The sequence below is a fragment of the Rubritalea spongiae genome (assembly GCF_042652385.1).
GTDB classification, from domain to species: domain Bacteria; phylum Verrucomicrobiota; class Verrucomicrobiia; order Verrucomicrobiales; family Akkermansiaceae; genus Rubritalea; species Rubritalea spongiae.
The window spans coordinates 385,197-398,323 of the sequence record NZ_JBHSJM010000001.1 but is presented as its reverse complement, the minus strand read 5'-3'; the positions used below and the strand labels follow the sequence as shown (position 1 = coordinate 398,323).

The 13,127-nt window shown below is 48.9% G+C and carries 12 protein-coding genes; 5 read left to right on the top strand and 7 right to left on the bottom strand.

Going from position 1 to position 13,127, the window contains the following annotated elements; genetic code table 11:
* Position 1: 1 nt before the first annotated feature.
* Complete coding sequence (locus tag ACFPK9_RS02030; RefSeq protein WP_377092887.1) at positions 2 to 1,663, bottom strand: polyamine aminopropyltransferase; 1,662 nt, start codon at positions 1,661 to 1,663, stop codon at positions 2 to 4.
* Between the two features lie 267 nt (positions 1,664 to 1,930).
* On the opposite strand from ACFPK9_RS02030, the gene ACFPK9_RS02025 reads away from it, so the two are divergent.
* Positions 1,931 to 4,567, top strand: coding sequence for a PVC-type heme-binding CxxCH protein (locus ACFPK9_RS02025; protein WP_377092885.1), 2,637 nt, complete (start codon positions 1,931 to 1,933; stop codon positions 4,565 to 4,567).
* Positions 4,568 to 5,023: 456 nt separating this feature from the next.
* On the opposite strand, the gene ACFPK9_RS02020 is transcribed toward ACFPK9_RS02025, so the two are convergent.
* Positions 5,024 to 5,371: a rhodanese-like domain-containing protein gene (locus ACFPK9_RS02020; RefSeq protein ID WP_377092883.1), complete on the bottom strand. Its 348-nt coding sequence runs from the start codon at positions 5,369 to 5,371 to the stop codon at positions 5,024 to 5,026.
* On the bottom strand, positions 5,371 to 6,006 hold the full coding sequence (locus ACFPK9_RS02015; RefSeq protein ID WP_377092881.1) for a L,D-transpeptidase family protein: 636 nt from the start codon (positions 6,004 to 6,006) through the stop codon (positions 5,371 to 5,373). Before ACFPK9_RS02015 ends, ACFPK9_RS02020 begins: the two co-directional genes overlap by 1 nt.
* Before the next feature lie 179 nt (positions 6,007 to 6,185).
* Here ACFPK9_RS02015 and ACFPK9_RS02010 point away from each other — a divergent pair, with 179 nt between their 5' ends.
* Positions 6,186 to 7,019 (top strand): polysaccharide deacetylase family protein, encoded by an 834-nt coding sequence (locus ACFPK9_RS02010; RefSeq protein WP_377092879.1) that lies wholly within the window; start codon positions 6,186 to 6,188, stop codon positions 7,017 to 7,019.
* Between the two features lie 7 nt (positions 7,020 to 7,026).
* Positions 7,027 to 8,670 carry a GTPase domain-containing protein gene (locus ACFPK9_RS02005; RefSeq protein ID WP_377092878.1) on the top strand — a complete coding sequence of 548 codons (1,644 nt, stop codon included), beginning with the start codon at positions 7,027 to 7,029 and terminating at the stop codon, positions 8,668 to 8,670.
* A gap of 4 nt (positions 8,671 to 8,674) precedes the next feature.
* On the opposite strand, the gene ACFPK9_RS02000 is transcribed toward ACFPK9_RS02005, so the two are convergent.
* Positions 8,675 to 8,929, bottom strand: a complete 255-nt coding sequence (locus tag ACFPK9_RS02000) for a hypothetical protein (RefSeq protein ID WP_377092877.1) — start codon at positions 8,927 to 8,929, stop codon at positions 8,675 to 8,677.
* Between the two features lie 22 nt (positions 8,930 to 8,951).
* Entirely contained in the window at positions 8,952 to 9,908 is a 957-nt protein-coding gene (locus tag ACFPK9_RS01995; RefSeq protein WP_377092876.1) for a D-2-hydroxyacid dehydrogenase, read from the bottom strand.
* Between the two features lie 96 nt (positions 9,909 to 10,004).
* Between ACFPK9_RS01995 and ACFPK9_RS01990 the strand changes: the two genes are divergently transcribed.
* Positions 10,005 to 11,006 (top strand): COX15/CtaA family protein, encoded by a 1,002-nt coding sequence (locus tag ACFPK9_RS01990; RefSeq protein WP_377092875.1) that lies wholly within the window; start codon positions 10,005 to 10,007, stop codon positions 11,004 to 11,006.
* Positions 11,003 to 12,208 carry an MFS transporter gene (locus ACFPK9_RS01985; protein WP_377092874.1) on the top strand — a complete coding sequence of 402 codons (1,206 nt, stop codon included), beginning with the start codon at positions 11,003 to 11,005 and terminating at the stop codon, positions 12,206 to 12,208. Before ACFPK9_RS01990 ends, ACFPK9_RS01985 begins: the two co-directional genes overlap by 4 nt.
* A 48-nt stretch (positions 12,209 to 12,256) precedes the next feature.
* On the opposite strand, the gene ACFPK9_RS01980 is transcribed toward ACFPK9_RS01985, so the two are convergent.
* Complete coding sequence (locus ACFPK9_RS01980; RefSeq protein ID WP_377092872.1) at positions 12,257 to 12,562, bottom strand: virulence RhuM family protein; 306 nt, start codon at positions 12,560 to 12,562, stop codon at positions 12,257 to 12,259.
* 161 nt (positions 12,563 to 12,723) lie between these two features.
* Positions 12,724 to 13,122 (bottom strand): type I restriction endonuclease, encoded by a 399-nt coding sequence (locus ACFPK9_RS01975; RefSeq protein ID WP_377092870.1) that lies wholly within the window; start codon positions 13,120 to 13,122, stop codon positions 12,724 to 12,726.
* Positions 13,123 to 13,127: the final 5 nt, after the last annotated feature.

Here is a 13,127-nt window from a genome sequence, read left to right as displayed (position 1 = left end):
ATTAGTTTTTCCAAGCTGATAGGTAGTGAGGAAGGACGGCTGAATTGGAAAGTGTGTTGATGTCTTTGAATTCTGAATGCAGTTGGTTTTTTCCAAAGTAGGTGGCTGCACGCATTCTATCAGGTGTTAGGTATTTTGTAGGGACAGAAATATTCTCAGTTTGTTGGAGTCTTTCTTTAAGGGCATTTGGTGAATAGATTGAGGAATGGGAGGCTATCCACCAGCCCCATTCGCCGAATGATGGGACATGATCGTGGATGGGCAAGGTGCTAAATCCAGCTTTTGCCATTGTACGGCCGATGCAGAGGAAGGCTTCTTTTGCTTGGTATGGGGATGTGGATTGTTGGATGATAATCCCGTCTGCAGCGAGTTTATTTTTGAGTTCGCCATAGAAGTGCAGGCTATAGAGTTTTGCGAGTTCAGGTCCAGATGGGTCAGGGAAATCGAGAATGATAATATCAAACTGTCCCGTGGCGGTACGGATGTACTTAGAGGCATCGATATTACGGATGGTGAGCTTTACTGCAGATGTATCGACATGTTTGATGCGTCGCTGAGCGGGCTGGGTGAGTGCAGTTTCTTGTGATGCTGAGATTCCTTTTGCTGGAAGCTGAGTGAGTCGCTGATTTTTAAGGCTGTTATTGTTGAGTGTACTCAAGATGGGGTGGTTTGTGGCGAGTTCAGTCATTGCTGGGTCGAGATCGACGAGGACTATCTCTTCGACTTGTGGGTATTTAAGAACCTCTCGAGCGGCCATGCCGTCGCCTCCACCGAGGATGAGGATACGTTTGGCATTTTTATTTAGGAGAAATGCCGGGTGTACGAGTTGTTCGTGGTAGATGTGTTCATCGTCTGCAGAAAACTGGATGTGGCCATTGATAAAGCAACGAAGGTTCCCAGTGAGGCTCTCGGTGAGCACAATGTGCTGATAGGGGCTTGTGTGGGTGAAAACGACTCTGTCTCGGTAGAGGTTTTGTTCAGCGTGGATCGACCATTGATCCGAGCGGAGAAAGCCGGTGGTGATGATCGCGATGGTGGTTATCGAGACGATGAGTGGGAGGTAGTTCGATTTTGCTTTAAAAAAGAACCAGCAGAGGAGGGCTGTGAAAATACTGATGTAGGCGAGAATGTACGCGGTTTCGTGGAGGGTGAAAAATTTTGGCAGAAGAAAAACCCAGAGGAGAGCACCAATGAGAGCTCCGATGTAATCCATTTTTAGGACTGTCGCTAAATTGGTTCTGATATTATCAGAATACGCCTCGTTGAGTCGCGAGATGAGGGGGATCTCAAAGCCAATGAGTATGCCGATGACACTGATGAGGGAGTATTGGACGAGCGCGAAATGGTAGGGGAAGTAGGAAAATGCTAGGAGCATGAGAAGCGGTCCAAAGCCTCCAAGAGTGGCTAGTAGCAGCTGAGAGTATATGAGGCTATTGAGTAGCTTTTTATTGCTGATCCATTTTTGGATTTCAGCACCCATCCCCATGCAGAAGAGCATGACGGCGATCACAATGGCCCATTGTTGGACAGAATTCCCTATGAGGTCTGCTGCGATTTTCGAAAAAGTGTATTCGTAGGCGAGCCCACAACCACCCATAATGAAGATGACGAGACCGAGGATAAATCTCGATTGTTGCTGGGTGTGTTTCTCTGGCTCGCTCATTGCAAAATCTGATAGAGGTCAGCATAGATTCGAGTCTAACAAAATTATAAAAAATGGCTGAAATTATAGAGAGTGAGGAATGAAGAGATTCAAAGATGACGCAGAACTACACGATTAAGTAGGTTGTGCAGATGTCGTGAAATATTAAGGTTGTTGCTGCAGTATATACATTTCTACTGTTCAAGAACACCTCAAGCACCACCTATGAAGCTTAGTTTATTTAGATTTAGTCCCGCTCTCTTATGCATTTCTTCGCTGCAATTAGCAGTGGCTGAAAAATATCCCCACGTTGCTGTAGAAGATTTTCAATTGCCTGATGACTTAGAGGTGACGCTGTGGGCGAAGTCTCCGATGTTTTTTAACCCAACTAATATGGATGTGGATTATAAGGGACGGATCTGGGTGAATGAGGGAAGAGCTTATAGAGCGTTTCGTAACAAATTTGCGTCAGAATATGCTAAGAAGGGGGATCGCATCATGGTCTTGGAAGATTCTGACCAAGATGGAACAGCGGATAAGAGTCATGTGTTTGTTCAAGATCCTCAGTTGATTGCTCCTCTCGGTATTGCAGTTATCGATAATAAAGTCGTGGTTTCTCAGCCTCCTTCGATCATTGTCTATCACGATGTGAATAGGGATGCGGTGTTTGATCCTAAGGTAGATAAGAAAGAAGAACTTCTCACTGGATTTGGTGGTTTTGACCACGATCATTCTCTTCATGCAGTGACTGTGGGACCCAGTGGGCAATGGTATTTCAACTCAGGTAATGCTGGGACACATGTGGTGAAGGATAAAGACGGGTTTACGATTCGCGTAGGTAGTTCTTACAAAGGCGGAGCACCTTCGGTCACTAAGAAGGGGCCGAACCAAGGAGGGAAAGCGGGTTTGGTCAGTGATGATGGACATGTCTATGTGGGGTCTGTGGCTCTACGTATGAACCCTGACGGCACTGGATTAAGAGTGATCGGTCACAACATGCGCAATAGTTATGAAGAGACGGTGACCTCATTTGGTGATGTGTTTCAAAATGATAATGATGATCCACCGGCGTGCCGAGTCACATGGCTGATGGAATATGGAAACTTAGGGTTTGCTTCCGATGACGGATCGCGCACCTGGTTGAGTGAGCGTCGTCCAGGGCAGCGCATGTCTTCAGCGCATTGGCGTCAGGATGATCCTGGAAAGATTCCAGCAGGTGACATTTACGGGAACGGATCACCTACTGGGATCACCTTCTATGAAAATGGAGCTTTGGGTGAGAAATGGGAAGGGCTTCTCTTATCTGGTGAAGCGGCGCGTAATGTTGTGTTTGGTTATCAGCCAAAGCCAGAAGGCGCAGGGTTCGAGCTCAAGCGGACTAATTTCTTTGGAATCAAAGAGTCTGCACTTTCTGGCAAAAGCGAGGTGAGTCCAAATAATTTCCGACCAGCTGATATCACAGTGGGAGCGGATGGATGTATTTATGTAGCAGATTGGTTTGATCCAGGTGTAGGTGGTCACAAGATGGCTGACCAGAAGCTCGCGGGGGCGATCTATCGCATTGCGCCGAAAGGTAAAAATCCACAGACTCCAGCAATTGATCTCACTACGACTGAGGGGCAGATCACAGCACTGAAGAGTCCAGCGATCAATGTTCGGAATCTTGGGTTCACAAGGCTTAAGGCACAGGGTGAAGCTGGTATTCCTGCTGTGAAGACTTTGCTTGGAGAGGATTCAGATTACTTTAAGGCTCGTGCGATTTGGTTACTTGCGCAGATGGGGGACAAGGGGATTGCTGAAGTGAAAAATTTCCTTCAATCCACCAATGATCCACAGCTGAAAATTGTATGCTTCCGCGCATTACGTTTTATTGATCACAAGGTTTTGGAGTTCGCTCAGTACTTTTCCAAGGATGATTCCATTGCTGTAAGAAGAGAAGTTGCTCTCGCACTGAGAGATAGCAGCTGGGAAGAGGCTGGAAGTATTATATACGATCTTGCTGTTCAGTATGATGGCGAGGATCGCTGGTATCTTGAAGCAATCGGAACAGCCGCTACAGGGAAAGAAGTAGAGCTTTATCAAGCGCTGGTTAAGCAATTTGATGCAGCATCGCCAGTGAAGTGGTCAGTTCCGATGGCGCGACTAGCATGGAGGTTGCATCCAGATGAGGCGGTGGACGCATTTAAAGCACGAGCTATCGATGGCTCCATTGACGCACCGTTACGTGAAGAGATGCTCACAGCTCTTGGGTACATTGATTCTGAACAAGCTGCTTTGGCGATGGTAGAGATTGCCGAGAATGGCCCTAAAGACACTGCAGAGCTTGCTAAATGGTGGTTACATAGTCTCAGCTCTGGAAAGTGGAAAAATTATAAAGGGAAAATGAAAGGGTTTGATAAGAAGCTTAATGCGCTTTCAGATAAAGAAGATTACATTGTACCCATTGATGGACCAGCTCTTACAGAGCCGAGTGTAGAAGAAGTCTTGAAGCTCACAGGTGACCCTGAAAAAGGCAAAGCAACGGTGACTCGTTGCTGGATGTGTCATCAGATCGACGGGCAAGGTGTCGAGTTCGGGCCGACGCTTACCGAATGGGGAATCGGTCGTTCAGTGGAAGCGATTGCCGACGCGATCATTAATCCAAGCGAAGGTGTGGCTCATGGTTTTGACGGGACTATTGTGAAAATGAAGTCTGGCAACACGATCCAAGGCATAAGCTTATCAGGTGGTGGTAAAGCTAAGCAGCTGGTTGTTCGCGTGATGGGCGGTAAAGAAGTCGAAGTGAATTCTAAAGGCATCAAGGAACGTGAGGAAATGGAACGCTCACTGATGCTTTCAGCCGGCCAGTTAGGCTTGAGTTCGCAAGACGTGGCAGACATTGCTGCTTATCTACGTGAGCTTGGCAAAGAGAAGTCTGGCAATTAAGAAGATCTAGATTTATCCACTCCATGTGCCGCCTGTGATACCATTCTCCCGGCTATATTGTCGGAATGGATGATTTTGATATGAACGCTAGTCAGCGGAGCTGATTACAATAAAGAGAGGCATTACTTCGGCTTCATTTCTGCGTTTTTCCTCATTCATGTAGCCTGCTACAATCCTTCGTCTTGCCTTGAGATGAAGGCCAAATTAACACCGCCATTCCGACAATCTATCCACTCAAATGGTATTACAGGCGGCATGTGGAGTTTTTTATTTACTGGATAAGGGGAAATTCTACGTGCCAAGCTGCGTTATTTAGCGCAATTGTGGTGTGTAATTTAATTTATGCAAATCACGTTAAAATTAAACATAAATCGCTAAACTGGAGTTGTTAGTGTTTATTTATTAATGCAGTGTGAAGCTACATGGAGCTCTAGGGCGTTGCACGGCTAGTGAGTGCTAGTACCTCGGAATGGATGGGTCAATTTCAAGTGACCAGAGGTCGATTCCTCCACGCATGGAGTAGGTGTGAGTGAAGCCTTGCGCGCGCAGGTAGAAGACCGCATTGAGTGAGCGGACGCCGTGGTGGCAGTAGATAATTGCCGGTGTGTCTTTCTCTGGAAATTCAGCTTCGGCTTTTTCCGTGAAGTTGGAGAGAGGGACTAGAGCGGAGCCATCGATCCTACAGAACGCGAACTCGTTGAGCTCGCGGCAATCGATAAGCAAAGGTGGGACTTCACTAGCCAGTAATTGCTGGCATTGAAGTGGATCGAGCTCGTTGGTGTAGGTCGGGTCGGGGAGAGTCATTAATCTACGATGACTGGGGTGCCATTTGAGGCATTGTGGAAAAAGAGCTTGGCCATTTCTTCTGGGAGGCGCACGCAACCGTGAGAGGCTGGATAGCCAGGTAGGAATCCTGCGTGCATGCCGATCGCACCATTGAAGCGCATGAAGTAGGGCATAGGCGCATGGACGAATACTTCACCTGGACCAGCCTTGTGTTTACGGGTGTCTGCATCGCTGACGATGGTTTGGCCAGTAGCTTTGTCTTTAATAACACCGTAGAGGTTAGATGCGTGGTCGATAGATTTCTGGGTTACCTTAAAGCTGCCTCGTGGAGTGCCGTGTCCGTCGGAACCAGTAGAAATAGGTGCAACGCCTACGAGGGTGCCGCCTTTGTAGAAATAAGCGCGTTGGTCGTGGAGGTTAATGCGGATTTTCGGGCTGCCAGTGACGCCTTCGTCATCCCAATATCCGCGTGGTGCAGCTTGTCCATTATGAGTGAGTGGGGCTTGGCCTGGCTGGGTTTGCTCAAAGCCAGAGAGATAGGAACTGCCACCGTAGATTGAAGAACTCCCGTAGTATGAATCATAGGGGTTTCCGCAGCTAATTAAAAATAAGGAACTTAGTGCGACTAGAATGATGGAAAGGAGTGATTTCATAGAGTGAACTTGTTAGGACTATGAGAGAGCTGGCGCTGCGGGTCAAGAAAGCTCTCAAGTTATCAGTGTGAGGAAGCACGGAGGGATTTGTTCCTAAATTTTACCAGGAATAGTGGTAATCTTTTATTCTTGGGGCGTGACAGTCACATTATTCTTACCTATTTGTGGTGTAGATTATTATGCAACGCACCGCCAAAAAAATCACCCGAATCCTCTCCGTCCTTGTGGCATCAATCAGCATTGTAAGTTGTGCTTCGAAAGATGAAGTGAGCAGTGAACCAGCAGAGGCGGCTACAGGAATGAGTGTGAATAGTGGTTATAGCAATTCTAGTGTGCGTGGACCGGTTCCTCAAAACCCGAATGTCCGTCTACCTTCTGACATTTCTGGTAGTAGCTCGGTCACGATTACGCATGGCTCACGTTCGCAGAAATACATCGCTCTCACATTCGATGATGGTCCTCATCCTGTTAACACTCCGCGCTTGCTCGACATTTTGCGTCGCCGCAATGTGAAGGCTACATTTTATGTGATCGGTAATTTAGTGGATCGCTACCCGCACATCGTGAAGCGGATCGTGGATGAGGGGCACGAGATCGGGAATCACACGTGGACACATCCGAATCTTAAGAATCTTGGTGACAGTAACGTACGGAGTGAATTAGATCGAACTCGTGATGCGATTGTTAAAGCATGTGGTGTGCAGCCGCTGACGATGCGTCCGCCATACGGCTCACTTTCTAGCGCGCAGCGCAACTGGATTTATCGCGATTATGGATATCCGACTATTATGTGGGACGTGGATCCTCTGGATTGGAAAAAGCCAGGATCTGGTGTGGTGGCGAGCCGTTTGATAAATGGGACGCGCAATGGTTCCATTTTGTTAGTGCACGATCTTCACGCTGGCTCAGTGTCTGCAATGCCGCAGACGGTAGATACCCTCCTTCGTAAAGGTTATCAATTTGTGACAGTTTCACAATTGATCGCTGCTCAGGGAACTGTCGCCGTGAGATAAGCCAACAATGCTAGGGGAGGAATATCTCAAGAGCCGCGATGGGCTTATAGAAATTCTCCGTTACACACGGGCGCTTGCGAAGCGCTCGAAAACGGAGTTAGAGGATGGTGAGGAAGAGCTTGAGAAAGGCCTTTTGCGACCGTTCCGCTTCGTCGTCTTTGGGGCGGACTGTGGTAAGACCAGCTTTCTGCAGCGGGTTGTGGAAATGGAGCTCTCCGAGTTTGAGAACCAAGAGCAGAATGTTTGCATCTTACGTGACGCTGGTTATCGGGTTTTCGAAAAATTAGAGGATGTTTGTGAGAAGCGGTACATGCCACGGCTCAAGGGCTATGAATTTGTAGAGGTGCGAGCGGTAGAATCGGCCGATGAGAAAGCAGCGGTTGAGCATTTATTGGAAGGGGCGGATTTTGTCTTCTGGCTACTTCCTGCGGAGAATCCGTGGTTGGCAAAAACATGGGACATGGTGGAAGATGCGTATGAATTTTGTCGTCATAAATGTGCGATCATTTTGCACCAATCGGATCGCCGTTCTGCAGCGGATATCCCGATGTTGCTAGGTCATATCAGCGATCTAGTGAAGCAGCGTGTTAATGGGCAAATTCCTATGCTCGCTGCATCGTCGACGACTGGACAAGGGATTGATGAGATTAGAGCGCGTGTGAGTTACACTTTAGATCGATGTCTCGACCGTCGCAGAGAGTTGCGTGGGGTTTATCAAAAAGTCTTTGAACTTTTGACGCGAACAGAGAGCACCATCGATGATCGCTCACGAACGCTAGCTGGAGATCAGGAGTATCTTCAATCGATCGAAGCTCAGATTGATCGGATGCGAGCCACTGAGGTGCAAGAGGTAAGTGCCAATATGGGGCAAATGGGTCAGTTACTCCAAGGTCAAATCAAGCGAATCATGCGCTTTACTGCTTTGCGGACGAACATGATTTCTAGTCAGATTGCATTATTTGGCAAAGGGGACATGGCGATGAAGGTGGAAGGCTACATGATAGAACGCGTGAGTAAGGATGCGGAAGCCTTCGCTGCCAATGAGGCGGAAAAGATGCGGATTCAGTGTCGTAATAAATGGTATGAAATGAAGCCTCACCTTGAGGATCGTTTGGGGGTAAAGGTGGAAGAGTTCGATGAAGCGAGTTTCGATGTGCAGGAGGAAATTTTTTGTGAAGGAATGCGCAAGGCGATGCAGCAGGCCTTACTTCACCTTAAGTTGAGAAGGTTTTTAGATGTCTTGGTAATGAAGAGGCATCGGGTAATGAAGAAGCTTTTAACGTACTGTTTGTTATTCCTCTTTCTCGCTGGCTTAACGGGCTTTACTGGGCCTGAAGCGATGGGGGTTATTCCTATGGTGTTAGGGGGAATCGGTGCAGCGATTTTACTCGTTTCAGTGTATTATGGGCATAAGACCGCCAAGCTGATGAAATGTTCTTTTGCGGAGTCTCTGCAAGACGCGGCTCCAGCATTGCGGAAGTCGATGCGTGATGGCTACATCGATCGTGTTCGAGCCTATTACCAAGGTTATGCGCCAATGTTTGAAAGTATGCGGAGGCACATTTCTGATGCCCGTGAAGAGCTGCTGCCGCAGCAAAAAGTGGCTGGGCAGCTTTTCTTGCGTTTGAAGGCGCTCGAGCAGGAGATCTAATTTTTTAGCCTTCGGGGAGTTCGGGAAGGGCGTCGAGCAGTTCCTGGTAGCGTTCGACATCGAAGTCGCGCTTGTCGATGAACATGCGGTTCGACTCGTCTGCTAAACACAGAGCGATCATTTTTAGCGCTTCTTCTTCGTCGACATCTTCAAGTTCGAGGATGCGGTCGTATGCTTTTTTGACGTAGGGTGTGTCCTTTGAATTAAGTTGTTCTTGGACAGCGGGGATGAGTGAGGTGACGAGGTCAGTTTCTTCCATGATGAGTTGTTAGGTTAGAGAGTTAGACGATTTTGTTAGCTGGTGCGCCTTCGAGAAATGTCTCGATATTGTTTACGACCCCTGCGAGTAGACGCTTGCGGGCTTCGATAGTACTCCAAGCGGTGTGTGGAGTGATGACTAGCTGTGGGTGGTCGCAGGTGATGAGTGGATTGTCAGTAGCTGGTGGTTCGGAGGAAAGTACATCGATTGCGGCTCCGGCTATGGTGCCTTCAGAAAGTGCTTGAGCGAGCGCAGCTTCATCGATCAATGGCCCGCGTCCCGTGTTGATGAGGTAGGCGCTGGATTTCATTTTTCCTAACACCGAAGTATTGATGCATTTTTCTGTGTCAGGAGTGAGCGGGCAATGGAGTGAGACAAAATCGCAGTTCGAATAAAAGGCTTCGGCACTGAGGCGCGGGAGCTCAGGCAGGGTGGAGTTTGGCGAGCCCTGGCGTTCGAGAACGAGAATGCGCATACCGAAAGCGATCGCTAACTTGGCTACGGCTTCGCCAATGGCTCCCATGCCGATAATTCCGAGTGTTTTACCTTCGAGATCAAAGCAGGGGTGGGCGAGGCTGGTGAAGATCGGGAAGTTAGGCCAGTCGCGGCTCTCGGCGTTGAACTGGGGGATCTGGGTAGCGAAGTTGAGGATGTAGGTGAAGACGTGTTGGGCCACGGAAGGAGTGCTGTAACCCGCGACATTGCTGACGGTGACTCCTGTGGATTTTGCGGCATGGAGGTCGATCTGATTGACTCCAGTGGCGCAGGAGACGATGAGTTTGAGGTGGGGAGCTGCAGCGATGTTGGCGGCAGTCATGAGAGCCTTATTGGTAATGACAATGTCGGCAGACTTGATGCGTTCGGGGATTTCGCTTTCGCTGGAAGCGGGATAGCAAGTGAGGGTGCCGAATTGCTCGAGCACGCTGAGGTCGAGTTCACCGCTGTGTAAAGTGGAGGCATCTAAAAAGACAATGTTCATCGGGTGCAGTCTTGCTTAGGTTGAGCTGTTGGTGCAAGCGCGGATCATGATAAACTGGCACTTGTGCGGAGAGGGAAGCTGGGCTATGGGACGGGCATGAAGGCCTTTCAGAAAGTGGCACTCGCCGCCTTGATATTTACTTTGTTGTTGATGTTTGTGGGCGCCGTGGTGCGAGCGACGGGTGCGGGGATGGGGTGTCCAGATTGGCCAAAATGTTGGGGTCAGTATATTCCACCGACCTCTGTCGAGCAGATTGATGCCGACTCTTTACCGATCGAGCGCTATCAAGAAAAGGCTGCTCGTCACGGACGCGATCCAAGTGAAGTGACGCGCGAGAATGTTTTGGCGGAATTTAATCCAGTGCACACGTGGACGGAGTTTGTGAATCGTCTCTGCTCTTTGCCAATTGGCGTTTTTACACTGCTGACGCTGGTGATGTCGTTTGGTTATTTAAAGAAAAAACCGTTGATTCCAGTGTTGGCGGTTTTAGCGACTTTTTTAGTGGGGTTGAATGCGTGGATGGGCGCGCGGATTGTGTATTCTGGGCTGCAGCCAGGAACGATTACTACGCATATGGCTTTGGCAATTTTATTGCTCTGTGTGCAGGTGGGGATTGTTTGGTTAGCTAACGATGAACGCTGGAGGATCCAAACGAGTCAGCTGGGGCGCAATTTGAAATGGTATGGGCTAGTGGCGTTTATTTTCATCATCGGCGAGGGTATGATGGGTTCACAGGTGCGTGAGATGACTGATGCCTTGAAGAAGTCCCACGGTGATGCTCCACGGATCGAGTGGAGTGCCGAGCTCGAGCAGACATGGATGTATTTGGTGCACCGCAGTTTTTCATGGGCTGTGTTATTGACGACTTTGATGTTTTACTGGGTGGCTCGGAGTTGCCGGATCGGTGGCGCGGGCTGGCATGAAAAGGTCGTCCTCGGCATCGTGATCGCGCAGATGGTACTTGGTCTGGTGCTCTCGCAAGTGGGAATTTTACCCGTGGTGCAGGTGCTACACATCGGGCTGTCCTCGATCTTAGTGGCGGTCTTTTTCCACTGGCTGTTAGCGGCGTTTGCTAGAGCCCAAACTCAGCGTCTATGAGTGCTGAGAAAGAGCATTGGAAACGGACGTTCTCTCTAGATCTGCTTCGGGCTGTGCCGATGGGGATTACGGAGACTGTGAGTTCTACCTTTGCGATGTTTGTGGCGGTGGGTTTGCTGGATGTGGGCACACTTTCTAAGAGTGCCATCATCGCGGGGCCCGCACTTGGCATGCTCTTGAGTATGTTTTCCGTGGCAATGGTGCGTCGGATGGGATTGTCGGCGAATGTGGCTGCAGCGATTGGGTGGATAGGAGCGGCTCTGGGCTATGCTTGCATTGCTCTATTTCCTCAGCAGGAACTTCTTTTTGTAGTGAGCATCGTTTTTGCGACCTTGTCGCACACGGTGGTGTTGCCGCTCCAAGCTCAGATTTACCGGCAGCATTATCCCGACAGGGTACGTGGGAGGCTGTTTTCGATGGTGGGAATGTTGAGATCGGCAGCTGCAGCGGGTTTTGGCTTTTTTGCAGGGGCTTGGTTGTTGAATCAAGGAGAGGGTTTTAGTCCTTTATTCTGGGTGTTTAGCGTGGCGAATGTGGTACAGGCATTGTTTACGCTGGGAATGGGTAAAGTGTACTTGAGAAAGTCGCAAAAGCTCTCGCTGCTGTCTTCATTTAGCCATTTAAAGGAAGATAAGGTGTTTCGGAAGTTGATCAGCTCGTGGATGATTTTAGGGTTTGGTAATTTGCTCTGTATGGCCCTTTTTGTCGAATATATCACGAACCCTGACTATGGGTTTGGTTATGGTGCGGAGAAGGTGAGTTTGATTACGACGACAGTACCGATGTTGATTTTCATCGTATCCATAGTCGGCTGGGGGATGGTGTACGATAAGATGGAATTTTACCGACTAAGGGTGATCGTGAATGTGTTCTTTTTCGCTGGTTTGTTGGTGTATTTTTTAGTGCCGAGCTTCTGGGGGCTGTGCATCGGCATGGCGCTGCACGGTGTGGGGAAGAGTGGTGGGAATGTGTTGTGGTCGCTTTGGACTACAAGGTTTGCACCGGCGGATAAGGTGTCTGAGTATATGTCCGTACACACGTTTTTCACAGGGGTGCGAGGGATGATTGCAGCCTTCCTTGCTTTCTCATTGGCGAAGACCTTAGGACCGGGAAATGTGGCGCTGATTGGAGCAAGCTGTATTCTGATTGCATCACTGATGCTGCTTCCTGAATTGAAGGCAAATTGGCATAAGAGAGTGTAGGGTGAAGACGTGGTCGTTTTTTAGGGGGAGCTCAAATAGCTGTCGCTATTATGCGGCCATGCCTTTGATGAGAAACTCTTTGAGTACCTTCGTGGCCCAAATACGGAACTGTGTAGCTTGATAGCTATTGACGCGGTAGCTGATGGGTATGATGGCGTCTAAATTGTAGAAATCTGCAGTGCGCCTGACAGATCTGTTTCCCTCTTGGCGAACTATTTCCAATTTGGAAATGGTTGAATGTTCATCAAGTTCGCCCGTTTCGAAGATATTTTTGAGATGCTTGTTAATCGCTGGGACACCAACATCAAATGATTCTGAGAGCTGCTTCTGAGTAAGCCAGATTGTTTCATCCATCACGCGGCATTCAATTGGCACTTTACGGTCTTTCCCACTATATAGAAAGAGGACGTATAGTTTGGCAGTTCGGGATGGCGGTGGAATACTGATTGATGAATAATGAATTATTCGAGGAGGCGGCGCTTGAGCTCGATTTTGAGGAGGGTGAGTCCGTTGACCTAGACGGTGACGTCGTAGCGGATCTTGTAGGAATCTTCCATGGTCACTTGCTGGGTGACTTGGAAGCGGTTGCGCTGGAGGTCGGTGTCGTCGAGGAAGTCGAGATAGGTGGTGTCCGAAGATTGGCTTGCACTCCCATCTGGTCGTACGCAGTCACGCTCTAACGCCATCTTATCTCGCAAGACCTTGGCTTTTTCAAAGACAGCATTCGAGCGGGTGAGGTGGTTCATCACCTTGCCGAACTCTGACTCAGTGAGTATGACGCCATTGAAGGCTTCGAGCTGAGCCTTGAGGTTCGCCAACAGACTCGCTTCGTCGACTACATCGGCATTTTCATAGCCGAGGGAAATGAGTTGCTCAACGAGAGTGTTTTCGAGGGTTTGTTCGGATTGAGGCATCGATT

What these genes read in the sequence shown, in the direction of transcription:
- ACFPK9_RS02020 (WP_377092883.1), bottom strand. Translation starts at nt 5,371, where the DNA reads ATGACTCTCCCCGACCCGACCTACACCAACGAGCTCGATCCACTTCAA.
- ACFPK9_RS02010 (WP_377092879.1), top strand. Translation starts at nt 6,186, where the DNA reads ATGCAACGCACCGCCAAAAAAATCACCCGAATCCTCTCCGTCCTTGTG.
- ACFPK9_RS02015 (WP_377092881.1), bottom strand. Translation starts at nt 6,006, where the DNA reads ATGAAATCACTCCTTTCCATCATTCTAGTCGCACTAAGTTCCTTATTT.
- ACFPK9_RS02005 (WP_377092878.1), top strand. Translation starts at nt 7,027, where the DNA reads ATGCTAGGGGAGGAATATCTCAAGAGCCGCGATGGGCTTATAGAAATT.
- ACFPK9_RS01990 (WP_377092875.1), top strand. Translation starts at nt 10,005, where the DNA reads ATGAAGGCCTTTCAGAAAGTGGCACTCGCCGCCTTGATATTTACTTTG.
- ACFPK9_RS02000 (WP_377092877.1), bottom strand. Translation starts at nt 8,929, where the DNA reads ATGGAAGAAACTGACCTCGTCACCTCACTCATCCCCGCTGTCCAAGAA.
- ACFPK9_RS01975 (WP_377092870.1), bottom strand. Translation starts at nt 13,122, where the DNA reads ATGCCTCAATCCGAACAAACCCTCGAAAACACTCTCGTTGAGCAACTC.
- ACFPK9_RS02030 (WP_377092887.1), bottom strand. Translation starts at nt 1,663, where the DNA reads ATGAGCGAGCCAGAGAAACACACCCAGCAACAATCGAGATTTATCCTC.
- ACFPK9_RS01985 (WP_377092874.1), top strand. Translation starts at nt 11,003, where the DNA reads ATGAGTGCTGAGAAAGAGCATTGGAAACGGACGTTCTCTCTAGATCTG.
- ACFPK9_RS01995 (WP_377092876.1), bottom strand. Translation starts at nt 9,908, where the DNA reads ATGAACATTGTCTTTTTAGATGCCTCCACTTTACACAGCGGTGAACTC.
- ACFPK9_RS01980 (WP_377092872.1), bottom strand. Translation starts at nt 12,562, where the DNA reads ATGGATGAAACAATCTGGCTTACTCAGAAGCAGCTCTCAGAATCATTT.